The 26,712-nt window shown below is 62.0% G+C and carries 18 protein-coding genes and 1 CRISPR repeat array (1 of these 19 only partly in view); of the genes, 5 read left to right on the plus strand and 13 right to left on the minus strand.

Going from position 1 to position 26,712, the window contains the following annotated elements; genetic code table 11:
- Positions 1 to 4,556: direct repeats of the CRISPR family, unit length 37 nt; unit sequence GGTTCGCCCGCCAGCAATGGCGGGCGTGGATTGAAAC (it extends 1,623 nt beyond the left edge of the window).
- 98 nt (positions 4,557 to 4,654) lie between these two features.
- Positions 4,655 to 5,848 (minus strand): YbfB/YjiJ family MFS transporter, encoded by a 1,194-nt coding sequence (locus tag LHU53_RS10770; RefSeq protein ID WP_227332657.1) that lies wholly within the window; start codon positions 5,846 to 5,848, stop codon positions 4,655 to 4,657.
- Positions 5,845 to 7,848, minus strand: coding sequence for an ATP-binding protein (locus tag LHU53_RS10775; protein ID WP_227332658.1), 2,004 nt, complete (start codon positions 7,846 to 7,848; stop codon positions 5,845 to 5,847). The genes LHU53_RS10770 and LHU53_RS10775 overlap by 4 nt, the downstream gene beginning before the upstream one ends.
- 234 nt (positions 7,849 to 8,082) lie before the next feature.
- On the opposite strand from LHU53_RS10775, the gene LHU53_RS10780 reads away from it, so the two are divergent.
- From LHU53_RS10780 to LHU53_RS10790, 3 genes are all read left to right on the plus strand, one after another.
- Positions 8,083 to 8,655, plus strand: a complete 573-nt coding sequence (locus LHU53_RS10780) for a cytochrome b (protein ID WP_370632271.1) — start codon at positions 8,083 to 8,085, stop codon at positions 8,653 to 8,655.
- Between the two features lie 84 nt (positions 8,656 to 8,739).
- Positions 8,740 to 9,312: a YceI family protein gene (locus LHU53_RS10785; RefSeq protein WP_227332659.1), complete on the plus strand. Its 573-nt coding sequence runs from the start codon at positions 8,740 to 8,742 to the stop codon at positions 9,310 to 9,312.
- 50 nt (positions 9,313 to 9,362) lie between these two features.
- Positions 9,363 to 9,938, plus strand: a complete 576-nt coding sequence (locus tag LHU53_RS10790; protein ID WP_227332660.1) for a YceI family protein — start codon at positions 9,363 to 9,365, stop codon at positions 9,936 to 9,938.
- A 92-nt stretch (positions 9,939 to 10,030) separates the two neighbouring features.
- Here the strand turns inward: LHU53_RS10790 and LHU53_RS10795 are convergent, their stop codons facing one another.
- From LHU53_RS10795 to LHU53_RS10820, 6 genes are all read right to left on the minus strand, one after another.
- On the minus strand, positions 10,031 to 10,567 hold the full coding sequence (locus LHU53_RS10795) for a DUF2799 domain-containing protein (protein WP_227332661.1): 537 nt from the start codon (positions 10,565 to 10,567) through the stop codon (positions 10,031 to 10,033).
- 44 nt (positions 10,568 to 10,611) lie between these two features.
- Positions 10,612 to 11,166 carry a menaquinone-dependent protoporphyrinogen IX dehydrogenase gene (hemG, locus tag LHU53_RS10800; protein WP_227332662.1) on the minus strand — a complete coding sequence of 185 codons (555 nt, stop codon included), beginning with the start codon at positions 11,164 to 11,166 and terminating at the stop codon, positions 10,612 to 10,614.
- Positions 11,167 to 11,238: 72 nt separating this feature from the next.
- A complete protein-coding gene (gene fusA, locus LHU53_RS10805; protein WP_227332663.1) occupies positions 11,239 to 13,290 on the minus strand; it encodes an elongation factor G in 2,052 nt (683 codons plus the stop codon).
- 101 nt (positions 13,291 to 13,391) lie between these two features.
- Positions 13,392 to 14,744, minus strand: coding sequence for an HD-GYP domain-containing protein (locus LHU53_RS10810; RefSeq protein WP_370632272.1), 1,353 nt, complete (start codon positions 14,742 to 14,744; stop codon positions 13,392 to 13,394).
- 56 nt (positions 14,745 to 14,800) lie between these two features.
- Complete coding sequence (locus LHU53_RS10815) at positions 14,801 to 15,319, minus strand: flavin reductase family protein (RefSeq protein WP_227332664.1); 519 nt, start codon at positions 15,317 to 15,319, stop codon at positions 14,801 to 14,803.
- A gap of 313 nt (positions 15,320 to 15,632) precedes the next feature.
- Positions 15,633 to 16,973, minus strand: coding sequence for a chloride channel protein (locus LHU53_RS10820; RefSeq protein WP_227332665.1), 1,341 nt, complete (start codon positions 16,971 to 16,973; stop codon positions 15,633 to 15,635).
- 140 nt (positions 16,974 to 17,113) lie between these two features.
- Here LHU53_RS10820 and LHU53_RS10825 point away from each other — a divergent pair, with 140 nt between their 5' ends.
- Complete coding sequence (locus LHU53_RS10825; RefSeq protein WP_227332666.1) at positions 17,114 to 17,872, plus strand: 4-hydroxy-tetrahydrodipicolinate reductase; 759 nt, start codon at positions 17,114 to 17,116, stop codon at positions 17,870 to 17,872.
- A gap of 66 nt (positions 17,873 to 17,938) precedes the next feature.
- Positions 17,939 to 18,427 (plus strand): MarR family winged helix-turn-helix transcriptional regulator, encoded by a 489-nt coding sequence (locus LHU53_RS10830; protein WP_227332667.1) that lies wholly within the window; start codon positions 17,939 to 17,941, stop codon positions 18,425 to 18,427.
- 154 nt (positions 18,428 to 18,581) lie between these two features.
- Here LHU53_RS10830 and LHU53_RS10835 read toward each other — a convergent pair whose 3' ends face one another.
- From LHU53_RS10835 to prsT, 5 genes are all read right to left on the minus strand, one after another.
- Positions 18,582 to 20,555 (minus strand): ATP-binding cassette domain-containing protein, encoded by a 1,974-nt coding sequence (locus LHU53_RS10835; RefSeq protein ID WP_227332668.1) that lies wholly within the window; start codon positions 20,553 to 20,555, stop codon positions 18,582 to 18,584.
- Positions 20,556 to 20,627: 72 nt separating this feature from the next.
- Entirely contained in the window at positions 20,628 to 21,722 is a 1,095-nt protein-coding gene (locus tag LHU53_RS10840) for a nucleotidyltransferase family protein (RefSeq protein WP_227332669.1), read from the minus strand.
- Positions 21,719 to 22,579, minus strand: coding sequence for an HprK-related kinase A (locus LHU53_RS10845; RefSeq protein WP_227332670.1), 861 nt, complete (start codon positions 22,577 to 22,579; stop codon positions 21,719 to 21,721). The genes LHU53_RS10840 and LHU53_RS10845 overlap by 4 nt, the downstream gene beginning before the upstream one ends.
- Before the next feature lie 392 nt (positions 22,580 to 22,971).
- Complete coding sequence (locus LHU53_RS10850; RefSeq protein ID WP_227332671.1) at positions 22,972 to 23,670, minus strand: hypothetical protein; 699 nt, start codon at positions 23,668 to 23,670, stop codon at positions 22,972 to 22,974.
- A gap of 258 nt (positions 23,671 to 23,928) precedes the next feature.
- Positions 23,929 to 26,703 (minus strand): XrtA/PEP-CTERM system TPR-repeat protein PrsT, encoded by a 2,775-nt coding sequence (prsT, locus tag LHU53_RS10855; protein WP_227332672.1) that lies wholly within the window; start codon positions 26,701 to 26,703, stop codon positions 23,929 to 23,931.
- Positions 26,704 to 26,712: the final 9 nt, after the last annotated feature.

Consider the following 26,712-nt stretch of genomic DNA (forward strand, 5'->3'; position numbering starts at 1 on the left):
TTTCGATGGGCTTGGAGGGTTCGCCCGCCAGCAATGGCGGGCGTGGATTGAAACGCTCGATTATGCAAACTGGTCTAGATCGCTTGCGGGTTCGCCCGCCAGCAATGGCGGGCGTGGATTGAAACCCTCAAACGTCATCCGCTTTGAGCCCCGCACGCGAGGGTTCGCCCGCCAGCAATGGCGGGCGTGGATTGAAACATACCAGTGGCGCCCGAGCCAACCAGTGTCACGGGGTTCGCCCGCCAGCAATGGCGGGCGTGGATTGAAACTGGAGCTCATCGGTAACGCCAAGTTGCCGGGCCGTGGTTCGCCCGCCAGCAATGGCGGGCGTGGATTGAAACACGCGCCTGGGGTCGTAAATGATCAACCTGTTGAGGTTCGCCCGCCAGCAATGGCGGGCGTGGATTGAAACACCTCAAACAGGGAGACGTCCCACGTATCAGGGAGGTTCGCCCGCCAGCAATGGCGGGCGTGGATTGAAACAATGCACCGGCACTACAACGTTGACGTCCTGCTTAGGTTCGCCCGCCAGCAATGGCGGGCGTGGATTGAAACAGCCTCTCGGTGAATGCTCTGGCCTGTTGCGCTTTGGTTCGCCCGCCAGCAATGGCGGGCGTGGATTGAAACAGTCACGACCCGGACAGTTACCAGCTGTGCCGGGGTTCGCCCGCCAGCAATGGCGGGCGTGGATTGAAACTGATGGAGTAGCGGCCATGACCGACTACGCTCTCGGTTCGCCCGCCAGCAATGGCGGGCGTGGATTGAAACTGAGAAAAAGAACTACAGCGGTTGCGATCCAGGCGGTTCGCCCGCCAGCAATGGCGGGCGTGGATTGAAACACACCAAGCAGAAACGCAAAATCCCCGGCTTGGTGGTTCGCCCGCCAGCAATGGCGGGCGTGGATTGAAACGGGATGTGGGGGGAAGGTTTGTAAAGGTTCGGGTGGTTCGCCCGCCAGCAATGGCGGGCGTGGATTGAAACATTGCCGGGCCAGTTGCATCAGGAGCAACGCCGAAGGTTCGCCCGCCAGCAATGGCGGGCGTGGATTGAAACATCGTTTTTGCTGTCATCGCTGGCGTGATGGCCTGGTTCGCCCGCCAGCAATGGCGGGCGTGGATTGAAACTGCCTAATACTGATCCGCAGCAGTGGCGCACGCCAGGGTTCGCCCGCCAGCAATGGCGGGCGTGGATTGAAACGCCAGTAGAAAGGAAAACCGGAGAAAAGAACTGTGGGTTCGCCCGCCAGCAATGGCGGGCGTGGATTGAAACTTCAGTTGGCTCTCCAGCCACTGAATCGCCTGAGGGTTCGCCCGCCAGCAATGGCGGGCGTGGATTGAAACTTTTACGATACGTTTATTGATCTTGACGACTGTCGGGGTTCGCCCGCCAGCAATGGCGGGCGTGGATTGAAACTGATGGAGTAACAGCCTTGACCGACTACGCTCTCGGTTCGCCCGCCAGCAATGGCGGGCGTGGATTGAAACCCCCAGGTAGTAGCAGTGCAGGTCGTGAAGGGCTGGTTCGCCCGCCAGCAATGGCGGGCGTGGATTGAAACATTGATCTTGACGACTGTCATTTTCAGCCAAAACGGTTCGCCCGCCAGCAATGGCGGGCGTGGATTGAAACATCCTGCTTGGTGCGAGAGGGGGCGATTGATGGGGGTTCGCCCGCCAGCAATGGCGGGCGTGGATTGAAACTCCGCCAGCTGGTTGGTCGGGTGGCTCGCAAGCCGGTTCGCCCGCCAGCAATGGCGGGCGTGGATTGAAACGTCTATTGATGGTCCAACAAAAATCACGGATCATGGTTCGCCCGCCAGCAATGGCGGGCGTGGATTGAAACGGCCTGGGCTATATCGGGGGGTATCTCCAATGAAGGTTCGCCCGCCAGCAATGGCGGGCGTGGATTGAAACCTCTACGTGTTGTGCCGTATGTATAACCTTGGTGGGTTCGCCCGCCAGCAATGGCGGGCGTGGATTGAAACAAATTGGCAGCATGGGTAACAAACCCACAAAACGGGTTCGCCCGCCAGCAATGGCGGGCGTGGATTGAAACCAGGTAGCTGTCTTGCAGTTCCCATACCTGGGGGGGTTCGCCCGCCAGCAATGGCGGGCGTGGATTGAAACACTGTGGCCTGCAAAAACGTCATTGAGTGTGGCCGGTTCGCCCGCCAGCAATGGCGGGCGTGGATTGAAACTTTGAAAATCAGGCAACTTAGCCGCGTTTACTTGGGTTCGCCCGCCAGCAATGGCGGGCGTGGATTGAAACAAGCCCTTTCGAGTGAAACTCGGAAAAAGGGCGCGGGTTCGCCCGCCAGCAATGGCGGGCGTGGATTGAAACCACAAATCGTACAGGCGAACGGCGTTCCGCTGATGGTTCGCCCGCCAGCAATGGCGGGCGTGGATTGAAACCGTATATTGATGCAGCTTTGTTGATTAATAAATTCGGTTCGCCCGCCAGCAATGGCGGGCGTGGATTGAAACAGGAGTTTGTCGATTCCGTTGCCGCTAAATCCGGGGTTCGCCCGCCAGCAATGGCGGGCGTGGATTGAAACCCCTTGAGAGGCAGCAGGCTCAGCCAGGACGCGGGGGTTCGCCCGCCAGCAATGGCGGGCGTGGATTGAAACGATATGAAACTGCGTACTTATGGCCTGATGGCCGGGTTCGCCCGCCAGCAATGGCGGGCGTGGATTGAAACCACCCACCAAGCCGGGGCTGTCTCGGTGATCTGGCGGTTCGCCCGCCAGCAATGGCGGGCGTGGATTGAAACAAAACCGCAGGATTCGCCCGCGTTGTTGTCGGCGGTTCGCCCGCCAGCAATGGCGGGCGTGGATTGAAACCAACCATCAGCAGAAGGGTGGTGCAAAGAGCTTGGGTTCGCCCGCCAGCAATGGCGGGCGTGGATTGAAACGGATTTGTGCGGCTGACGGTCCAAAACTACAGCAGGTTCGCCCGCCAGCAATGGCGGGCGTGGATTGAAACCCCCACCTGAGCGTCGACAAGTTCCTGCGCAAAGGGTTCGCCCGCCAGCAATGGCGGGCGTGGATTGAAACCTCTTCGCGCCGCTGGCGGCGCCGGGTGGCGCGGCGGTTCGCCCGCCAGCAATGGCGGGCGTGGATTGAAACAACCGCATAGCCCGGGAGCGGCGCCGTGGTGATTGGTTCGCCCGCCAGCAATGGCGGGCGTGGATTGAAACTCTCGGGCCTGTTACGTCAGGGTGCCGGACAAGCCTGGTTCGCCCGCCAGCAATGGCGGGCGTGGATTGAAACCCGGTCCCCCTGGTTTCCAAGGTCGGCGCAACCAAGGTTCGCCCGCCAGCAATGGCGGGCGTGGATTGAAACGGCTCAGTCCAATATGTATAACACGGCGCAACGGGGTTCGCCCGCCAGCAATGGCGGGCGTGGATTGAAACTATGCCGTGCTGGCCCGCGCCATCGCGCCGCGCCGGTTCGCCCGCCAGCAATGGCGGGCGTGGATTGAAACCGTTTTAGTGGTGTTGTTCGTAACGTTTTGCGTGGGTTCGCCCGCCAGCAATGGCGGGCGTGGATTGAAACCCTTTGACTGGATGGCGCGGCGTGCTGGCACCAAGGTTCGCCCGCCAGCAATGGCGGGCGTGGATTGAAACATTGACGGGCCAGACGCTGGAGGTGGCACCCCGAAGGTTCGCCCGCCAGCAATGGCGGGCGTGGATTGAAACAACACCGTGGGCGCGATGACGCCCGTGTGGGTGGTGGTTCGCCCGCCAGCAATGGCGGGCGTGGATTGAAACCAATACAGCGATGCTGAACGGCACCTGCCAATCTGGGTTCGCCCGCCAGCAATGGCGGGCGTGGATTGAAACCCACCTTCGGGGATCAAAAAGGGGACATTTCGGCTGGTTCGCCCGCCAGCAATGGCGGGCGTGGATTGAAACCCGAGTTGGCGCATAAAGGTGATCCAGTCCGCATCGGTTCGCCCGCCAGCAATGGCGGGCGTGGATTGAAACCCCAACAGCGCCAACTGTTCCGGGTCGTGACTGAAAGGGTTCGCCCGCCAGCAATGGCGGGCGTGGATTGAAACGTACAGGTCTTTGATGTACTCGGTCAGCTTCTCGGGTTCGTCCGCCAGCAATGGCGGGCGTGGATTGAAACTTCAGAACCATGCGCGTGCCCACCGAGCCATCAGTGGTTCGTCCGCCAGCAATGGCGGGCGTGGATTGAAACAATATGCCCGCCAGTGGTGCCGTTGCCATCGGTGGGTTCGTCCGCCAGCAATGGCGGGCGTGGATTGAAACGCGTCAGCTTCGAGGCCCTACGCACCGGGCAAGGCGGTTCGTCCGCCAGCAATGGCGGGCGTGGATTGAAACTGCTGTGGCTCAAGGGAGTGACCTTCCCGCCTCTGGTTCGTCCGCCAGCAATAGCGGGCGTGGATTGAAACATCTGGTACGTCGCCGCGATGTGTTATTTCGCTGGGGTTCGTCCGCCAGCAATGGCGGGCGTGGATTTAAACGACAAGGACATACTGCTTTTGGACCGGGCGATCAAGTTTCTTTCGCCAGTAATGGCAGACACCGATTGAAACAATTCAACCCTCTATGCCCTGATGTCAAGCGCATCTTGCAGGGTGTGCCTCAGACGCTGGATACGAACCTGCGGTTGAGCTCGCATCCAGCCAGTGCTTCAGGTGCCCAGCCGCCTTGCCTGAGCATCCCGCCGCTCCACCACCTTCAACCCCAGCAGCAACCCCGTCCCCAGCGCCATCACGCCGGCGGCAAAGTACAGTCCGGCGTTGTAGCTGCCCAATCTGGCGGCCACCAGGCCGGTGATGGCCGGGCCGATGATCTGCGCCACGCCGTAGCTCAGCGTCATCTTGCCCATCATCTTGGCCGGTTTTGTGGGGTAATAGCGCCCGGCCATGCTCAGCACCAGGCTGACCATGCCGATGAAGGTGCCGCCAAACAGCAGCGCGCCACACAGCGTCGGGATCAGCCCGCCCACCAGTACCGGCAGCAGGATGCCGACAATTTGCAGCACCGCCGCCAGGATCAGGGCATTCAGGTCGCCGGTGCGCCGGGCGATCAGGTCCCAGTTGATGCAGGCCGGGGCGGCACCCAGGCCAATCGTCAGAAACACCAGGTTGCCCTGGCCCGCCAGCCCCGGCAGCTGGTTGACGATGGCCACAATGAAGGTGGCGCTCACCACATAGCCAAAGCCGGCGCAAAAGTAGGCTGCCATGAAGACGCGCAGGTACAGCTGGCTTGGCGGGTTGTCCACCATCTTGTGGCCGCTGGTGGTCAGCCCGCTGGTGTCGGGGCGCGGCAGCCAGGCCAGCGCGGGCACCAGCAGCAGGCAGCCCAGGGCGGCAAAAGCCCACCATTGCTCACGCCAGTCCAGCGCCGGGTGCATCAGCATCACCGCTGCCGAGCAGCCCGCAATGCCCAGCCCGATGCCCGAGAAGTGGATGCCCAGCTCGCTGCGGTGCTGGTGGCGGATGAGCCAGTTCAGAATCAGGCCGGTGCCCAGCAGCATGCCCGCGGCGCTGCTCAGCCCGGCCACATACCGTGACAGCGCCCACACCACCACGTTGGTGCTCAGCCCCATCACCACCGTGCTCAGCACCGCCAGCACCATGCCGATGCGGTACAGCTTGTCTTTGAGCACCAGATCGCTGATTTGTGAGGCCAGAAGCGCGCCGCTCAGGTAACCCGCGTAGTTGATGGCGGCCAGCCAGCCTGCAGCCGCCACGCCCAACCCGGCTTGCTGCTGCATCAGCGGCAGCAGTGGGGTGTAAGAGAAGCGCGCCACCCCCAGCACCAGCACCAGGCTGAAAATGCCCGCGCCCAGCACCCGCAGGCGCGCCAGCTGGCGGGTCAACCGGCGCCTTTTAACCAGCGCGTCAGCGCACGGTTCAGGTTGGGCAGGTCAATCGGCTTGGTCAGGAAGTCGTCCATGCCGGCCTCCAGGCAGCGCTGGCGGTCCTCGGCAAAGGCGCCGGCGGTCAGGGCAATGATGGTGGTGGGGGCTGCGCCCGTGTCGCTTTCCCACTGGCGGATGCAGCGGGTGGCCTGCTGGCCGTCCATCACCGGCATCTGGATGTCCATCAGGATCACATCAAAGCGCGGGCCTTGCCTGACCGCTTCAAACGCGGCGTGGCCGTTGTCGACAAACTCGGCCTGCATCGCCAGGCGTTGCAGCAGGGCCTGGATCACCACGCGGTTGACCGGGTGGTCTTCAGCCACCAGCACGCGCCCCTGCAGCGCCCCGTTTTGACCGGCAGCGCGTGCGGCAACCTTCGGCTGGGGCGAGTCGGCGGTGACGTCTGCTGGTGGCAGATGCGCTGGCACGCGAAACCAGAACCGCGCGCCTTGCCCCGGCTGGCTCTGCAGCCCGGTGTGGCCGCCCATCAGCTCGGCCAGTTTCGCCACAATCGACAAGCCCAGACCGGTGCCGCCAAACTGGCGCGTGGTGGAGCTGTCTGCCTGGGTAAACGGCTTGAACAACAGGGTCTGTTTGTCAGGTGCAATGCCGATGCCGCTGTCGTGTACCGCAAACTCCAGCCAGACCACGCCTTGGGGGTCGGTGAGGTGGGCCACGTCGACCCTCACATGGCCGCGATGGGTGAATTTGATGGCGTTGCTGACATAGTTGCCCAGCATTTGCTGCAGGCGGTAGGTGTCGCCCACGTAGGTGTCGTGCGGCAGGCTGGCGCTGCTGATCTGCAGGTCCAGGCCTTTGCTTCGGGCCAGCTGCTCGAACACGGCGGCGGTGGCGCCCAGCAGTTGCCGCGGGTTGAACGGGCTGCTGACCAGATCGACCTTGCCCGCCTCGACCTTGGACAGGTCCAGCACGTCGTTGAGCTGGCTCAGTAGCGTCTGGCCCGAGCTCAGGATGGTGTTGGCGTGGCTGCGCAGGTCGGCTGGCGAGAGGTCGGGCATCAGCAGCAGCTGCGCCATGCCCAGAATGCCGTTGAGCGGTGTGCGCAGCTCATGGCTCATGGTGGCCAGAAAATCGCTCTTGGTGCGGGTGGCGGCTTGCGCCAGGTCGAGCGCGATTTTCAGCTCCACCTCATGGCGTTTGCGCTCGCTGATGTCCACGTAGGCACCCACTACCCGCACCGGCTCGCCCTGGGCGTTGCGCTCGGCCACCCGGCCACGGTCCAGCACCCAGATTTCCGAGCCGTCCTTGCACACCATGCGGTGCTCGGAGCTGTAAAACTCGCCCTGGCCATCCAGCAACTGGCGCAGCCGCTGCCACACCATCGCCCTGTCGTCGGGGTGAATGCGCTTGGAGAACGCGTCCACGTGGCCGGTGATCTCGCCGTCTTCAAAACCCAGAATGCGGTACCAGCGCTGGTTATGCACCACGCGGCCACTGGCCACATGCCAGTCCCAGATGCCTTCTTGTGTGGCGGCCATCACCTCTTGCAGGCGCTGCTCGCTTTGGGCCACCTGCTGCTGGGCCCGCACCACATCGGTGATGTCGTGCGCAATCACCAGAATCTGGTTGCGACCGCGGGCGTCCTTGAACGGCCGCTTGATCGACTTGAAGTGCCGGATCTCACCGGTGAGTGCGTTGCGGCTGTCTTCAAACACCACCTCGGTCTCGCCGCGGGCCATGATGCCCAGCACATTGGCCCGGTAGCCGTCGGCCAGTGCCTTGGGCACCCCAAAATCACCGTCGTGTTTGCCCACCATGGCCTCGGGCGTGGTGTTGTACAGCCGGGCCAGCGTCTGGTTGCACAGCAGGAAGTCGCCCTGGGCGTCTTTCAGCACGATGACATCGGGAATCTCTTCAAACACGGCCTCAAAAAGCGCCAGCCGATCCCGGCTTGTGGCCAGCTCGGCGGCGTCAGGCAGCGCACGGTCGTCAAACATACGGGCACTCCATTGCATCTACGGACATCGGCACAGGATCCTGGTCGGATAAAGAGGCACATTATTCACCGCAATGTCGCCATCAGCCAGTGAAACGGGGCGCAGGCTGCCGTTCAAGTCAAATTAATTGAACATAACCAACAATCCAGTTGAATCTGTTTGCATTCATCGGTTTCTAAACTACCTGCCATATCCGGCCAGCCTGCCGGGACCCACGCTTTTTGGAGTCTTCTTGTGAACCTGCCCTTGTCCCCTGATCTGAGCCGCCCGCCCCGTTACACCGGGCTCGCCACCGCGATGCACTGGCTGCTGGCCATGGCCATCCTGGGCCTGTTCGGGGTCGGTCTGTACATGACAGATTTGCCGTTTTCGCCAACGCGTCTGAAGCTGTACAACTGGCACAAGTGGGCCGGTATCGTGTTTTTGGCGCTCACCGTGTTGCGCCTGCTGTGGCGCCTCACACACCGCCCGCCTGCCTTGCCGCAAAGCGTCACGCTGGCCATGCCGGGCTGGCAGATGCAGGCTTATCACGCCACCCATCACCTGATGTACGCGCTGTTTTTTGTGGTGCCGTTGCTGGGTTGGGCCTACAGCTCGGCCGCAGGGTACCCGATCGTGCTGTTCGGGGCGATCCCGTTGCCAGACTTTGTCGGCCCCGACAAGGCGCTGGCCGAGTTGATCAAGCCCTGGCATGGCTGGGCGGCCTGGACGCTGATCGGTCTGGCCGTGCTCCACATAGCCGCCGCGCTGAAACACCACTGGATCGACCGTGACGGCCTGATGCTGCGCATGCTGCCCCAACGCTGAAGCACGCGCACCCCTTGGCCTGCGACTTGTCTTGAACTTTTGCGACGATTTTTCCCCCAAATATTTTTTTTGAAGAACCCGCCCATGAAAACCACCTTGTTGACCGTTGTCTTGACCACCGCTGCGCTGAGCGGCCTGTCCTCAAGCGCCCTGGCCGAGCAAAAGCTGCTGCCTGCCCAAAGCGAGCTGAGCTTTGCCGCCAAACAGATGGGTGTGCCGGTCAGCGGCCACTTCAAGAAGTTTGACGCCAACATCAGTTTCGACGCCGCCAAGCTGGCCACCAGCAAAGTCACCTTCACGGTGGACATGGGCAGTGCCACCATGGGCAGTGCCGAGGCCGACAGCGCCTTGCCCACCGCGCCCTGGTTCAATGTGCCGAAGTTTCCGCAGGCCACCTTCACCTCCAGCGCGTTCAAGGCGCTGGGCGGCGGTCAATATGAACTGGCCGGACAACTCAGCATCAAGGGCCAGGCGCAACCCGTGCGGGTGCCTTTGAGCATGACCCAAAGCGGCGCGGTGACCGTGGCCACCGGCGTGCTGCCGATCAAGCGGCTGGCCTTCAAGATTGGCGACGGCGACTGGGCCGACACCTCGATGGTGGCCGACGACGTGCAGGTCAAGTTCAAGTTTGCGCTCGGCGGTGTTGGCAAGCTGTAAGCGCCCGCTCTGTTTCTTTTGTCGATTTTTCAACCCTTCAGGAGTTTTTCATGCGTTTGTCCCTTATCCCCGCCGCCGCTGCCGCCGTCTTGCTCGCCAGCACCGTGTCTGCCCAGGCTGCCAGCTACGCCATCGACCCGACGCACACCTTCGTGACGTTTGAGATCAGCCACTTTGGCACCACCACCAACCGGGGCCGCTTTGACAAGAAGGAAGGCGCGGTGGAATTTGACCGTGCCGCCAAGACCGGCAAGGTGACGCTGACGGTGGACACCACCTCCGTCAACACCGGCACCGCCGCGTTCAACAAGCACCTGCAAAGCGCGGACCTGTTCAACGCCGAAAAATTCCCCACCATGACCTTTACCGCCGACAAATTTGTGTTCAACGGCGACAAAGTGGCTGAAGTGGCCGGCACGCTGACCCTGCTGGGCAAAACCAACCCGCTGACCCTGAAGGCCACCAACTTCAACTGTTATCAGAACCCGATGCTCAAGCGCGAAGTGTGTGGCGGCGACTTTGAAGCCACGCTGGACCGCACCGCCTACGGCATGAACTATGGCATCGACTGGGGTTTCCCGAAAGACGTGCGCCTGGTGGTGCAGGTGGAAGCCGTCAAACAGTAACTTTTTCTGTTTCAGGGATGAAATAGGCTACCAGCCCTCGTGAATAAAGGGCTGGTAGCTTTTTTTTTGGTCGTGAAGGACGGTTGAAAAAATCATGGCGCCAGCAGTTGCTGCTGGCCCATGAGGCCGCGCAGCCGATACTGCTCGCGGTCAATGTCCTGCAACTGCTGGCGAATGCGGCGCTTCTCGTCGTCGCTGGTGGCTGACTCCAGCTTCTTGTGCAGGCGGTTGATGTCCTGGGTGTTGTTTTGCATGCGCTGACGGGTCTGGTACACCTGCAGCCCCGCGTTGAGGGCGCGCGCAAACCCCTCATGACCCGGCTGGCCAGCGCACACCGCGCCCTTGCTGCTGCGACCCTGCAGCCCTTGCTGCCAGCCGCTGGCCGGGGTGCAAAACCGCTGGATGCCCACATCCCACCCCTGACGGTAGGCCGCTGCGTCGGGAACCACCCCGGATTGGCCGCAGTCTTCGGTGTAAGCCGCCAGTTGGCGCTCGGGCTCGCCACGGGCACCATCGTTGTGTCCCACGCGGCCCCAGTCGGCCACCCGGCATTCGGACTCGGACATCGACGCGCATCCGCCCAGCAGCAGCGGTGCAAGCACCAGCGCAAGGACACACGGTTTGAACATGGCCGCAGCGGCGACAGTGCGGGGTCGCGTCGCCAACGGCGGTGTCATGGCTTGGTAGGGCTGGGGAGCGGCAGCGCACACACTTGGTGCGCAAAAGCTTCCACCGCGGCCCAGTCGGTGAATTCAAACGCCTGGGTGATGTCGGTCGGGCCTTTGGTGATGAGCATGATGAAACGGATCATCTGCTTGTCCACAAAACCCAGCGCCGGGTAATTCAGCCGCCCGGCAAACACACCGGCCAGCTGCGGCTTCCAGGCCAACTGTTTGAGCAGTTTGACCATGTAGGGGTTGGTGTGCGGCTGGTTTTTCTCGGGCTTGCGCGCCACCACGTTGACGGAAAACAGCGCGTTGGCCTTGCGCGCCAGCAGCGCCTGATGTTTCTGGATGAACTCGGCCACCTGCGGGCGGTGTTTGCCGTAGCGGATGCTGGCGCCAATGACGATGCGCTCGAACTTGTCCAGGTTCAGGCTGTGCGCCTGGTCCAGCGGCGCCAGGGTCACGTTCTGGCCGAGTGCGGTCATGACGAATTTCATGCGCTCGCAAATGTGCCGCGTGTGGCCGTCAACGGTGGAGTAGATGAGCAGGGTGTGGTGGGTCACGGTGGCAAAGAGAAGTTGAAAAGTCGGCGCGATGCTACCGCTGTGCGTCGACGGGTGGTGTGACAAAAGTCATCAATCGTCGTTCAGGTTGCCGGGCTTGAAGGCACTGGCCAATTTGGCCTGGGTGTCGTCGTTGACCTGCGCGTAATGCGAGAAGGTCAGGCTGTACGAACCCTGGCCGCCGGTGAGGGATTTGAGGCGGCTCTGGTAGTCGCCCAGCTCGGCCAGCGGCATCTGGCCGGAAATCGCCACGGTGCCCATCGGGCGCGGCTGGGTGCCGGTGATGTGGCCGCGTTTGCTGGCCAGGTCGCCGGTCAAATCCCCAATGGCTGATTCGGGTGCCACCACTTCGATGCTGACCACCGGCTCCAGCACGATGGGTTTGGCCGCGCGCACCGCTTCCAGCGTGGCCTTGCGAGCCGCTGCCACAAACGCCACTTCTTTGCCGTCCACCGCGTGGGTTTTGCCGTCAAACACGGTCACGCGCAAATCGTGCAGCGGGAAGCCCGCCACCGCGCCTTCCGCCAGCGCCTGCAACACGCCTTTTTCCACCGCCTGCATGAACACGCCGGGAATGGCGCCGCCCTTGACCACGTCTTCAAACTCAAAACCGGCGCCGCGCTCCAACGGCTCGACCCGCAAAAACACCTCGCCAAACTGGCCCGCGCCGCCGCTTTGTTTCTTGTGGCGGCAGTGGCCTTCGGCCTTGCCGAGGATGGTTTCACGGTAGGCGATTTGCGGCTCGCTGGTGTCAAGCTCCAGCTTGAACTGCTGCTGCATGCGCAGCATCTTGGCGCGCAGGTGCATGTCGCCCAGGCCGCGGATCACCGTCTCATTGGTGCCCGGGTGGCGCTCCACGGTGAAGCAGGGGTCTTCCAGCTCCAGCTTGTGCAAGATCTCGAACAGGCGCTGCTCGTCACCCTTGCGCTGGGTCTGCACCGCCAGGCCCTGCATGGGTTGTGGGAAGGCCAGCGGTTTCAGGTGCACGTTGTCCAACGCGTGGGAGTCGTGGATGACGCAGTCAAACTCGATCTCTTCCACCTTGGCCACCGCGCCAATGTCGCCCGGCACCAGGGTGTCCACTTCCACATAGTCCTTGCCCTGCAGGCGGTACAGGTGGTTGACCTTGAACGGACGTTTGCCCGAGCCGGCGAACAGCTGCGCGTCTTTGCGCACCGTGCCCTGGTGCACCCGGAAGATGCCCAGCTTGCCGATGAAGGGGTCCATCACCACCTTGAACACATGCGCCAGCACCGGCAACGCGTCGTCGGGCTGGGCGGCGTAGGCCTCTTCCACGCCGGCCTCGGTCTTGAAAAACGGTGGCGGGTTGCCCTCTGACGGGTTGGGCGCCAGTTTGACCAGCGCGTCCAGCAACTGCGGCACACCGGCGCCGGTTTTGGCCGAGACAAACAGGATCGGAATCAGGTGCCCGGCGCGCAGCGCTTTCTCGAACGGGGCGTGCAATTCGTCCGGGCTGGGGTCGGTGCCGTCTTCCAGATACCGCGCCATCAGGTCGTCGTCTTCTTCAATGAGCTGATCAATCAGCGCGCGGTGCGCGGCGGCCACACTGGCAAAGTCGCTCTCGCCGTCGTCATGGCCCAGCAGCTCCACCACATCCTGGGCGTGGTGCGCAGGCAGGTCCAGCAGCAGGCATTGTTTGCCAAAACGTTCGCGGATGTCGTCCACCAGCGCAGCCAGGTCCAGGTTGTCGGCGTCGATCTTGTTGATGAGGATCATGCGGCACAAGCCACGCTCACCGGCCAGGTTGAACATGCGCTCGGTGGTTAGCTCGATGCCGGTTTGGGCGCTGACCATGATCAGCGCGGTGTCGGCGCCCGCCAGCGCGGCAATCGCCTGGCCAGCAAAGTCGGGGTAACCGGGGGTGTCGAGCAGGTGAATGCGGGTGTCGGCACAGGTCAGGCTCACCACGGCCGATTGCAGCGAGTGGCCCAGTTGTTTTTCAATCGGGTCAAAGTCACACACGGTGTTGCCTTTTTCCACCGTGCCACGGCTGGCAATGGCGCCGGTGGCGGCCAGCAGGCTCTCCACCAACGTTGTTTTACCGACAGACCCGTGACCCACCAGGGCCACGGCACGGATGTTTTCAGAGGGTTGGAGGCGCATAGTTGGCTCGCGATAGGAAGTTGTGAGCCTTGAGTTTACGCCGCAGACAAGTTTTTCGACAGATGTTTTCAGGCCCAATCAAACGTCAAATTTTGCGCCGTTCAGCCCGGGAAAAGCTCGGGATTCTGCGCGATCACCCGCTGCAGGTGCGCCAAGCAGGTGGCGTCAATCGCCGTACCCACGCTGTCTTGCATGATGGCCAGGGTTTGGTCGACCGGCACCGCGCCGCGGTAGGGCCGCTCGGCGGTGATGGCGTCAAAAATATCCGCCGTGGTGATGATGCGGGTTTCCAGGCAGATGTCTTTGGCCAGCAGGCCGCGCGGGTAACCCTTGCCGTCCAGGCGCTCATGGTGCGCGGCCGACACCCGCGCCAGCTCGTCAAAAATGCGCACCCGGCCCAAAATGGCTTCGGTGTAGCTGGCGTGGCGCTGCACTGCGTGCCATTCGGCCTCATCCAATTTGCCGGGCTTGTCCAGAATGCTGTTGCTGACCCCCAGCTTGCCCACGTCGTGTAAGAGCGCGCCGCGTTTGAGCCAGCGCCGACGCGCCTCGGGCACGCCCAGCGACTCGCCCAGCAGCGCGGTGTACAGGCCCACGCGGGCGCTGTGCCCGGCGGTGAACGGGCTTTTGGCGTCCACCACCTGGCCAAAGGCTTCGGCAATGTCGTCCAGGTAGTCTTCGTCCAGGGTCACCTCATGGCCGCCAGGCTCCAGCGCGTAGACAGCGCGCTCCAGCGTGGCGGGCACGCCGCTGAGCACCTGCCAGAAGGCTTCTTCCTGCGCCACGGCCTCAAACGCGGCCACCAGATTGGGGTCAAACCAGCTGCCAGCGCGGGCTTTGATCTCGGCCAGCGCGGTTTGGTGCCCCTGCGAGGCCTGGTGCACATCAATCACCTGCGCCAGCAGGGCAATGCGCGCCTGCACCGGAATGGCGCTGCCCGCCAGGTGGTCGGGGCGGCCCTGGCCGTTCCAGTGTTCGTCCAGCGCGTGGATGCCTTGCGCCACGGCTTCGGGAAAACGCAGCTGGCGCGCAATGTCGGCGCCGCGTGTGCAGCGGGTGTGGATGAGTTCCTGGGCAATCGCGTCGCCGTGACTCAGGATGCCGCCCAGCGCCTTGAGCCGGTCACGCAGGCCCACCGCCGGGCCGGTATGGCGCAGCACAAACCGCAGCACCTGTGGCAGGCTGCCGTCCACCCACTTGAAGTCACGCTTGAACTGAAGGTCGTCGGTGACATACAGCTCGCAGATGCGCGCGGCGTTGCTGGAGCAGCCCAGGTCTTTGAGCAGCAGCGTGTAGTACAGCGTCCACAAGTCGTCGTTGCTCAGGCCGATTTTTTGGCCGATGTGCATGCCGATCCAGCAGCAGCGCACGCAATGGCCTTCGGGCTGGCCCTCGGTGATGTCCAGCGCATGGCTCAATGCGGCCATCAGTTCGGCGAGTTTCAAGGACTGCACCTCAGGCCCCCATGAAAATCACCGCGATGACCGCCAAGGCCTGTCATGACCAGCTGTCACAAAGGGTGCTCGGTATAAAACTTGCCCCCGTGGTACAGCAGCGGTGAGGCACCGGCGCGGTGGCTGCAGGATTCCACCTCGCCGACAAAAATCACATGGTCACCTTCCACATAACGGCTGCGGTTGAAACACTCAAAGGTGGCCACGCTGCCGGTGATCAGCGGCGCGCCGCTGCGCCCCTCGGTGAAATCCAGATCCGCAAACCGGTCCACCCCGCGCGTGGCAAACCGCAGCGCCAGCGCCTGCTGGTCGGCCGCCAGAATGTTGATGGCGTAGTGCGAGCCCTGGCGGAATGCGTCCATGGTGCTGGCCGCCTGCGACAGGCTCCACAACACCAGCGGCGGGGTGAGTGACACCGAGTTGAACGAATTGGCGGTCAGCCCGACCAGATCGCCCGAAGGCGTGCAGGCCGTGACGATGGTCACGCCGGTGGCAAACATGCCCAGGGCGGTGCGGAACTGGGTGCTGGAGAAATCGGGCGCTTGCGCCTGGAGATGGGTTGAGCTTGAAAACATCGCGCTGAATCTAACCGAAATCGCACCGAGTCCGTGCGTGACGGGTCAACGCCATGAAGGAAGCGCCCGCCCCAACCCATGAAAGAAGGCCGTCATGGCGGGCCACGAGCCACCAACCCTGAACGCCAGATGCCTGAATCGCCCGGGTCGTGGCCCGGGGTTGACTCCTCACGTCCAGGATGGCCGCTGATCGCGAAGTCAAGGGTTTACCCCTAGATGTCAAATGCATTTGTTCAAATACACTTGCCCCGCAGTTCTCCTTCTAGCAATCGGGATTGCAAGCGAGTTTGGAGCCTTTCGGGGCTCCTTTTTTTTAGCCTGCCGGGGGTGTGGCAGGCGGCAGGCGCTGCAACTGCAGCTGCGCCATGGCCTGGTACAGCGGCACACACAGCAGCCGCGACACCCCGCTGGCCACCATGGCGGTGGCCATCAGACTCAGCACCAGCGCATGCCCGTCCACCATTTCCATGACGATGATGAACGCGGTCAGCGGCGCCTGCGTCACCGCCGCCAGAAACCCGGCCATGCCCAGCGCGATCAAGGTGGGCGCGTTGGCGTAGTGGGTGAGTTGGGCGATGTCGTTGCCCAAGGAGCCGCCAATTGACAGCGCCGGGGCAAAAATGCCGCCGGGCACACCGGCCCAGGCGGTGATCCAGGTGGCCAAAAATTTCAGCAGCGTGTACAGCGGCTCGGGCTCGTGCTGGCCGTCGAGCATGGCGCGGCTGGCCGCATAGCCGGTGCCAAAGGTGCTGCCATGGCTGACCAGCCCGATCACCGCCAGCACCAGCCCGCAGGCGGCGGCAAACGCCACCGGTGAGCGTTGGCGCCAGCGGCTGAAGCGGTCGGCCGAGTCACCCCGCACCGAAATCAGCAACACCCGGGCAAACAGCCCGCCCACCAGGCCACACACCACCGCCAGCAGCAGCCCCGGCCCCAGCAACGACAGGCTGAGTTGGTCCACGTGGATGCGGCCAAAGTAGGTGCTGTTGCCGTAGACCGACACCGCCATCAGCCCGCTGAGCACAATAGCTGCCAGCAGCAGGCCGCTGTTGCGCTGCTCGGGCTTGCGCGACAGCTCTTCAATGGCAAACATGATGCCGCCCAGCGGCGTGTTGAACGCCGCGGCAATGCCGGCGGCGCCGCCTGCCATCAGCAGGCCGTGCTCCGACACCTGCGAGCGTTTGGGCAGGTAATGCCGGGCGTGGTGCATCACGCCGGCGGCAATCTGCACCGACGGCCCTTCGCGCCCCAGCGACAGACCGCCCAGCAGGCCCCAGGTGGCCAGCGCCATCTTGGCCACGGTGAGTTTGAGCGACACATACAGGCTGCGCTGCGCCGGGGCCACGCCTGCGTCCAGCGCGGCCATCACCTGCGGAATGCCCGAGCTGGCGGCACCGATGGCATACCGGCGCATCACCCAAACGATGGACGCGGCGCACAGTGGCGTCCAGATCAGCGGGGCCCAGCCATAAGCCCCGTGCAAGCGCTCAAACCACCCGAACGCGTGCTCGGTCATCCAGGTGAAGGCCACCACGGTCAGGCCGGCCAAGGCGGCAAAACCGATCACCACCGCGCGGCCCGCCCACACCTGCCAGTCGTTCAGGTCGTCGCGAATCGCGTCAAGCAGGGTGGCGCTGCCGTCGTCAATTTTCATGCGGGCTGGCGCCGGTCGCAGCGCCCGCCACGCGCTTGGGCTGAAGATGTGAGAAGTACATTGAACCAAATGCAATTTGCTATATTGGGCGCACTGTAACGCGAATTGAGCGCGTCCCGAAACATCAGGAGGAGAGCAACATGATCAAAGTCGGTTTGGTGGGTTACGGCAAAGCCGGGCAGGCGGTGGCGCAGGTGCTGCAGTCTGATCCGCGTTTCGAGTTGTGCTGGGTGGCCCGCAAATCTGCCTCGCAGGCCGCCACCGTGCCTGACACGGCCATCCCGCTGGTCAGCCTGGCGGCCGAGGACTGGGCGCCCTGGCTGGATGCCCACCCGGTGGATGCGCTGGTGGATTTTTCCCAGGCCGACAGCCTGCACGCCTATGGCGAGGCGATGGCGCAGCGCCAGATCATGCTGGTGAGCGCCATTTCAGCCTACAGCCCGGCTGATCTGGCCTACGCGCGCACGCTGGGCCAACGCACCCGGGTGATGTGTTCACCCAACATCACGGTGGGCATCAACTTCCTGATCATGGCGGCCAAGCTGCTGCGCAAGATCGCCCCGTTTGCCGATGTTGAAATCCTGGAGCAGCACTTTCGGGACAAGCCCGAGATCTCCGGTACGGCGCGCAAGATCGCCCAAAGCCTGGAGGTGCATGATGAGCGCATCACCTCGCTGCGTCTGGGCGGCATTGTCGGCCACCATGAGGTGATCTTCGGCTTTCCGTACCAGACGGTGCGGCTCATCCACAACTCGATCGAGCGGCGCGCCTTTGGCACCGGCGCCGCTTTTGCGCTGACCCAACTGGCCGAGTGTGAACCCGGGTTTTACACCTTTGAGGACCTGATGAGCCGGCTGGCGCGCCGCGAATTGCTGTCGGGTGACACCCAGTTGGCCTGACCGCTGCACCACTCGCCAGCACCCGGCGCCGCACTATGATGGTGCCATTTTTGTCTTTGAGGTCTTATGACTACCCCAAGCCCTGTCAGCCAGCCAACCGCACAAACGGCGGTGGTCTTGCGCCGCTTTCGTGTGGTGTTCAACGCCGTGCGCACGCATTTCAAGCAGGTGGAAAAACAGGTCGGTCTGGGTGGCGCGCAGGTGTGGGCGCTGAGCCTGATCCGCGACCAGCCCGGCATTGGTCTGGGCGATTTGGCACGCGGCATGGACGTGCACCAGTCCACTGCCAGCAACCTGGTCAAGGGGCTGCTGCAAAAAGGCCTGATCCGCGCCGATAAGGGCAGCACCGACAAGCGCCAGGTGCAGCTGGTGGCGCTGCCCGAAGCGCTGAACCTGCTGGTGCAGGTGCCCGGTCCGTTTGAGGGCGTGTTGCCCGAGGCGCTGGAGAAACTGCCTCCGCAGACGCTGGCGCGGCTGGACCGTGATCTGGCCGAACTCATCACCCTGCTCCAAGCCGACGAGGCCACCGGCAGCATTCCGCTGGCACAGCTCTAAGCTGCACGGGTGATGCTGTCATCCCGGGCTTGATGAGCCTGCCCCGGGCCACGACCCGAGGGGACCCATGACTTAAGGCGGCATGGTTGGCGGATCGCCGCCCGCCCTGACAGCCCGATGGCATATTTGGTGGCGGCTTCTCCGGCTTCGCCAGTCAAGCGGCGGGGTTGCCCAGAATTTCCCAGCGCTCCAGCGCGGCCAACAACTCATCATCAATCTGGGCACTGCGGGCGGCGAGTTTCAGGGCGCGGGCGTTGTCCACCGCGTACAGGCTGCCGTCGGCCAACAGGGCGGCGGCCTCGGCTTGTTCCGCTTCCAGGCTGGCAATCAGATCAGGCAGGCCGTCGAGTTCGCGCTGTTCCTTGAAGCTGAGTTTGCGCGTCTTGGGTGTTGGGATTGCGGTTGCAGGCGCTGGGGCAGGTGCCTCAGCTGCCTTGGTTTGCTGCGTTTTTGAGAGCTGTTCGCGCTCATAATGAAAGGGCTTAGGGGCTTTTTGGCCCTTGCTCTTGGCGATCTCGGCAGCGCGTTTGCTCTGCACCAGCCAGTCGGTCACGCCGCCTTCATACTCGCGCCACTTGGCATCGCCTTCATAAGCGATGGTGCTGGTGACCACGTTGTCGAGGAAGGTGCGGTCATGGCTGACCAGAAACACCGTGCCGTCGTAGTTTTGCAGCAGGTCTTCGAGTAATTCGAGGGTGTCGATGTCCAGGTCGTTGGTCGGCTCGTCCAGCACCAGCACATTGGCGGGCCGGGCAAACAGGCGCGCCAGCAGCAGGCGGTTGCGTTCACCACCACTCAAAGAGCGCACGGGCGAATTAGCCCGCGCCGGGGAGAACAGAAAGTCGCCCAGGTAACTCTTGACGTGTTTTTTCTGGTTGCCAATCTCGATCCATTCGCTGCCCGGGCTGATGAAGTCTTCGAGTGTGGCGTCCAGGTTCAGCGCGTTGCGCATCTGGTCAAAGTAGGCCACCGAGATGTTGGCCCCCTGGCGCACCGTGCCCCAGGGGCTGTGGCCGGGCTCGGGCGTGGGGGAGTTGGCGGGTGCCGGGTCGGCTTGGAGTTCACCCAGAATCAGTTTGAGCAAGGTGGTTTTGCCCGCACCATTGGGGCCGAGCAGGCCGATCTTGTCACCACGCAGGATGGTCGCTGAAAAATCATCCACGATCTTTCGCTCGCCAAAACTCTTGGAAACATGGGTGAGTTCCGCCACCAACTTGCCGCTGGCACCCCCGGTGACCACATCCATGTTGACGCTGCCCACCGCTTCGCGGCGCGCCTGGTGTTTGGCACGCAATTCCCCCAGGCGCACGATGCGGGCCTGGGCGCGGGTGCGGCGGGCTTCCACCCCTTTGCGAATCCAGATTTCTTCCTGCGCCAGCAGCTTGTCGGCACGCGCGTTGATCACCGCCTCTTGCGCCAGTTGCTCCTCTTTTTGAACCAGGTAGGCAGCGAAATTGCCGGGGTAGGAGAGCAATTTGCCCCGGTCCAGCTCGACGATGCGGGTCGCCACGTTGTCCAGGAAGGAGCGGTCATGGGTGATACAAATGATGCTGCCCTTGAACTCACACAGCAGGCCTTCCAGCCACTCGATGCTGTCCAGATCCAGGTGGTTGGTCGGTTCGTCCAGCAGCAGCACGTCGGGTGCGGCCACCAGTGCCTGCGCCAGCGCCACACGTTTTTTGTTGCCGCCTGAGAGCGTGCGCACAATCGCATCGGGCGCCAGATGCAGGCGGTGCAGGGTTTCACCCACGCGTTGTTCCCAATTCCAGCCGTCCAGCGACTCGATCTCGCTTTGCATCGCGTCCAGATCGCCATGGCCCTCGGAATATTCATCAATCAGGGCTCTGACCCTTGCCAAACCTTCGCTGACAGCTTCAAAAATAGTAGCGTCTGCGTCGAGCTGCGGCTCCTGCGCTACATAGGCAATGCGGATGTTGTTCTGTACCTGCGTGGTGCCATCATCGGGTTTGTCCAGACCACCCAGGATCTTGAGCATGCTGGACTTGCCCGCGCCATTGCGACCAATCAGGCCAACGCGCTCCTGCGTTTCAAGAGAAAAATCAGCGTGGTCGAGCAGGGCCACGTGCCCGAATGCCAGCTGGGCGTCTAGAAGTGTGATGAGTGCCATAGGGGCGGGATTATCGGCGTACCTGTTGGTTGTCATTGCGGACGCGATCCGCAATCCATGCCGAACAAGTGTTCAGCTCTTTTTTTCCGGGAACCAACCCATCCAGGCTTTGCGCATCAGATGCGGTACCACCAGATGAAGTGGCATGCGCAAGCGGTGTGATCGCACGTAAATTAGCCACTGGGCAATCGCCACAGTGGGGTCGGTACCGTTGCGCCGTTGCTGGTCAAGCGCCAAATCAAACGTGGCCAGCAACCATGACGCGGGTCGTCTACCGCCTTGCGCTTGTGTCAATGCGTCATGCACGAACGCGGGTATGGGCGTGCCAAAGACTTTTTGCACCAATGCCAGCCCCAACCCCACCGGCCCTGCCAAGTCGTTGCCCACGGCAATGCCTGCCAGCCTGGCCCAAAAACCCGGCATGGGACCGAACTTTCGCAGCATGCTGTCAATGTCATTGAGATCGCGCAGCCCGTTGTGCAGCTCACCTTCATGCATCAAATGAACGATGCTGTGAATGACCAGGTCCACCTGACAAGGTACCCGGATCATGGGCAAGCCCGGTTCTGACACCGGTAAGGCCCGCGCAATGATTTGTTGAGGGTCTGGTTTGTGGCGCGAAGTCAGGGGAAGAATGGTGTGGTGCACATCGATCACGGTGCCACGCCGGATGTGGCTCATCGGCGGGATTTCATGCATCCACTGGCGGTAGTACCGCTGATCGTAGGCGCTGGTCTTGGCGCTTACCCAACCGTGAAGCATCAATTGACTCTCCACGTCACCCAGGGCGGATCGTGGCACCAGGATGTCGATGTCGCCAAACAGGCGGCCAACGCCCACGCCGTCGTTCGACATGACATAAGCCGCGCCTTTGAGCAGCACCACCGGAATGTCCAGCTCGCACAAGGCCTGCTGCAATTGGTGAACTTCCCAAAGAACCGATCGGTGTTGACGTTCACTCAGCTGTTGAGCGCCTTTTAAATGCCGCAGCACCTGGGGAGGTACTTCAACACCTGCGTCCTGAATCCGGACGGCCAGCGCGCCCAGCAGATTGGCTTGGCGAGCCGAGGCGACCAGACCAGACCACTGTGCAGCGCTCAAAGCGTTGGCGCGCTGCGGTTCAGCCAATGTGGCGATCAGCGCCGTGCCCTCTGTGCACTGGTTCATAGGTGGGTGATGTCGCGAATCAATTGAAGCCCATCGGCGGTTGATCCATAGACGATCTGATAACAACGGACATTGTTCAGCATCTGGCACAGAGCATCAAAGCCGACCTCGCCCATCCGCTCCCGATTGAAGGACTGTTCTGAAATCAATGAAAACGCTTCCACGCGGCTGATTTCTTCGCAACTGGGCGTGCTGCCGAATTCAAAGCGGGGAAAGACCACCCATTCGACCCGGGCCGGATCGCCAGATGCCGCAATTGACGCAGGAGGGCACGCCGCGTGCGAAATCGTGCCCTTTCGGGTGTCGTGGTAGACGCGGCCCAGTCGGGTTTGTGGAAAGCCGCTGGCAATGTCAATGGAGGCGTTTTTCAGGCAGATGGGTCGTGCATGTGGCTGCATCAAACCAGACGCGGGGTCCAGAATGGCCAGTTCATCCGACAGCAGCCGCCAGTCTTCCAGCAAACAAAGCGACGCAGACAGTGTGCTTTTACCCGCACCCGGAACACCTGGCATCATCAAAGCGCGCTCACCTCGTGCCAGAAGCCCAGCATGCATGACCAGATAACCAAGTGGTCGACTGGCAATGCACCAGTTCAGACCCCACTCCAACATGGGAGCCGCCTGGTCAGCAGGCAACGGAAAAAAAGACTCGGTGTCGTCAAGCAACAAACGTACTTGTGGATGCCACCACCGGCGCAGCCCCTTGCCGTGCAAGATCTGAAGGTCAAAGTCTACAAAGGCGTCTGAACCACAGCGCGCATGGCTCTGGTAGAAAAAATCCAGATGCTCTGCCACGCCCGTTAATGTTGAACGGACCCGGACATTGAACGGGGAAATGTGTAAGACGGTGTCGATCAATCTGCAGCGCCGTTGTGAAAATCTTCTGCCGGGGCTACTCAGTTTACCGCTTGCAAGAGAGAATGATCCGTGAGGCTTTGAAGCGTCAATGTGAGTGTGGCCCGCCGCCCTTGGCCGCCGGGAATGAGCTCACAAACGGTTTGAACCGTCATTTGACCGTGGGTCTGAAACAGTTTGAGCAGGCTTGAGCCCAACAAGGAAACCACCCAGTAATCACCCGATTGCGTGTCAAAAACCACTCTGGCGTCCGAACAAGACCAGTCAGGTGCAAACTTCAACACCCTGCCGTCAGCCAGTGCATACCGATTGTTTGCCGAGCAGCTTGGTGAGCCAACCATCTGATACACCTCCGTCGGCCTTAACCTGCTGCCCAACGGACTGCAAGAGAACGCTTATTTCCCGCCCTTAGTGCATAGCTGCGGATCAGCAACATCTGAGTTGAAGTCATAGAGGCTCTCGATGTACTCGATAACCTTTGCTGGGGTCCAGCGCTGACTTTCGCTGCAGGACATGCTGGCCGGGCAGTAAGTGCCACCGCTCTTGGTGGCGTTCCACATAGCGATGATTTCCGTCTTAGTCAGAGGGTACTGGGCTGCATTGGATTGAAAGTACCCTGCGTTGAGCCAAGCTGAAGCTAGATGTCGGAGCAATTGCCCACCTTCTCCACTCTTTGGAAACGCCAGGGCCGCCCAAACGCTTCCAGTGGCGCCAGCGAAGCCAATATTAGTAAGTAGCGTGCCCGGGGTTGCTACGTTATCCAAAGTCAGACCTTTCATGCCAGAGGCGCATTCATAGACATCAGACTTGAAAGTCGGAGGTGTTGCGCCTGTTCCTGCCCAATACTCGAATTTCTGAGGCACCTTCCAAAACCCGGGTGACCGTCCCCCCGAGCAGGAGATCCCGGTGTCAGGGCGCTGGCTCATATTGCCGCTGATCATGGCTGATGGGCTGCGACAATCCACCAAATTCCCACCCAGTGCTGTCTTGGCCTGAACCGCCATGAGAACACCAACCCCGCCGTAAGCACCTTTGAACAGCTTGCGGCGCAACATGTTGGGTGTTGCATTCGGTTGTGGTTTTTCGGTTGACATCATTTTCTCCAATCAATTTGGCGTCTGAGCACCGACATGCCGTTCTCTCGCCAAATCATAGCTGACGATCAGCCTGTGCGTAAATTTGGCCCCCGTCTTAGCGTTTATACGATTTAGCGGGTTCATACCAACACAAAGTAAGCAAATTTCGAGCCAACAAATTGATTCACTCTAAGTCTTTGATTTACAAAACTTAAAAATACACCAGTGAAGCCAAGCGGATGAAAGATGGATGATTTGTAAAATAAATCGACACTCTTACAACCCCTTCAACAACTCCGCCACCTCTTTCTGCTCCCCAAACTTGTCCCCCAACTTGGCCAACTCGTCCAGTTGCACCCGGGCCAGGTCCTTCTTGCCGCCCTTAATGTGAATCTTGGCCAGGTTCAGCTTGAACACGGGGTTGTTCGGTTGCAAGGAGACCACCTTGGTTTGGAGTTCCAGTGCCTTGGCGTAGTCGCCTTTGTCGGACAGCAACACTGCCAACGTATCCATGAAGGCGGGCTGGTTGGGTGCCAGGGCGTTGGCTTTTTCGGCCAGGGCGATGGATCCGTCCTTGTTCAGCCGGGCGGTGACCCAAGCCAGGTTGTTGAAGGCCACGGCGTTGTTGGGTTGCAGTTGGGTCACGCGGCTGTAAAGCTTTTCGGCACCGGCGTAGTCTTTGCGGGCAATCGCGCCGTCGCCCAGGTAAAGCAGAAAGATGGCGTCTTTGGGCTGCGTGGCCTGCCATTTGGCGGAAAATTTTTCAGCCTCGGCCGTTTTGCCGGCCGCCGCCAGCACTGAATGCAATTTGACGGCCAGTTCTGCCGAACTGATTTGTTTCAGTCCGGTCTGGTAGGCACTGGCTGCGGCGTCCCAGTTTTTTTGCGAGGCGTTGATGTCGCCTTCCAGCACATAACCCACGGCGCCCTTGGGGTCCTGCTTTTGCATGGTTTTGGCGGTAGCCAAAGCGCCGGGGATGTTTTTGCCATCCATGTCGAGCAGGATGGTGCCGCGCTGGGCTTGCTGCAGGTCGGGTTTGATGTCCAGGGCTTTGCGCAGGCTGGCGGCAGCGGCGGCTTTGTCCTTGTTGGCCATGTGCACGTCGGCCAGGCGCAGGTAGGGTTGCGGTGACAGGGGTTGCATACCGGCCAGCTTGTTGAAGCTGGTGATGGCCTGGTTGAATTCACCCGCGGCTAGCTGGGTGCGGCCCAGCGCGTCCAGCAGTTCGGGGCTGTCGGGCAGGGTGGCGACCGCGTCCTGGGCGGTGGATGTGGCTTGTTTCACGTCCTTGTTGCGCAGGTGGAAGTCAATCAGCAGCAGGCGCGGCGCGGCGTCAGTGGGGTTGGCGCTGATCGCGTTGGCCAGCAGTTTGCTCACCTCTTCCTTGCTGGCGCCGGTTCTGGCGGCCAGCTCGGCTTGGGCCAGCAGCGCCTGGGCGTTTTTGGGGTCTTTGGCCAGCACGGCGTCAAAGCGGGCTTTGGCGTCTTGCGGCTTCTTGTCAGCCAGGTCCAGCCCAGCCAGGCTGGCCACCGCCGGGAAAAACAGCGGGTCAATCTGCAAGGCGCGCTCGAAACTTTGGCGCGCACCGGCCTGGTCGCGCTTGGCCAGCAGCACGCGCCCGCGCAGGTTGGCGGCCAGCGGTTGGTCGGGTTGTTTTTTCTCCAGGCCGTCGATGGCCTTGAGCGCCTTGTCCAGGTCCTGGCGGCGCAGGTGGGCGCTGATCAGGGCCATGTCGGCGGTGGTGCCGGTATCTGAGGCCGCAATGTCCTGCAATTCACCAAACGCGCTGTCCACCTGCCCGCTGATCAGGTGGGTCAACGCCAGCGAGGTGCGGTTTCTGGCGTTTTGGGGGTCTTGCTGGGTGGCCTTGGTGAAATATTCCTCGGCCTTTTTGACGTCATTGTTTTGTAGATACACCTCACCGGCTACCGCGTACAGGGCGGGATCGACGGTGCTGCCGGTCAGGCCGGGCGTCAGCGTGGCCAGCGCCTTGGCGGGCTGGCCGGTGCGCAGGTAGGACATGACCAGCAGGCGCCGCGCCAGCGGCAAGCCGGGCGCGGCTTGCAAGGCCTTGCTCAGATAGGTCTCGGCCTGAACCGGCGCATTGAGCTGCAGTTCAATGGCACCGGCCAGTTGCAGGGCTTGCACGTTGTTGGGTACGGTGCGCAAGACTTGCTGTACCAGCTCGCGCGCACTCTTCAGGTCTTTCTGCTGATAAGCCAGATTGGCTTGCAGGAATTTGGTTTGCGGGTGGTTGGGGGCCACTTTGACCAGCTGCGCCATTTGGGTTGCTGCGTCGGTGAGGTTGTTTTGCTGCAGCAGCAAGATGATCACCGCGGCTTGGCCGGCCAGAAATTCAGGGCCGATCTCCACCGATTTGCGATAGGCCGCCAAGGCTTCGGTGGGCTGGTTCTTGGCATAGAGCAGCAGGTCGCCCTTGAATTTCCAGGCCTCAAGGCTCTTGGGCGTCTTGGTGATGACGTCTTCGGTGATCGCCAGCGCACCGTCAAAATCGCGTTGGGCACCTTTCTGGCGGGCCTGGATCAACCGGGCTGGGGCGTAATCTGGGGTGGCAGCCAAGGCGGCGTCCAGGGTGGACTGCGCTGCGTCGTTCTGGCCTTGCATGGCGTAGGCGGTCGCCAGGGCGGTGAGAAAGACGCCTTGGGCGGTTTTGTCGGTCAGGGTGGTTTTGCCAAATTCGTCGGTGATTTTTTTGGCCTGACCTTGCGCCAGCAAAGCACTGGCCAGCGGCGGGACGACCTGGTCTTGCGGATGGTTGAGCGCCAGCGCCTTGCGCAACTCGGTTTCGGCGCCGGCCGCGTCGCCGCTCTCCATCAGCGCTTTGCCGAGCAAATAACGCGCCTCGGGCAGATCCGGATTTTTTTGCAACGCGTTCTTGATCTGGATGACGGCGGCCTTGCTGTCGTTCTTGGCCAGATAGTCTTTGGCCGAGCTGATCATGTCCTCGGGCTTGTCGCCACAGGCCACCAGCAGCAAGGACACCAGCAGCGCAGACAGCGCCACACGCGTCGGATTTTTTTTGAATGACATGATCAACCC

Origin of the sequence: Rhodoferax sp. U2-2l (assembly GCF_020594515.1) — a bacterium.
Lineage (GTDB): Bacteria > Pseudomonadota > Gammaproteobacteria > Burkholderiales > Burkholderiaceae_C > Rhodoferax.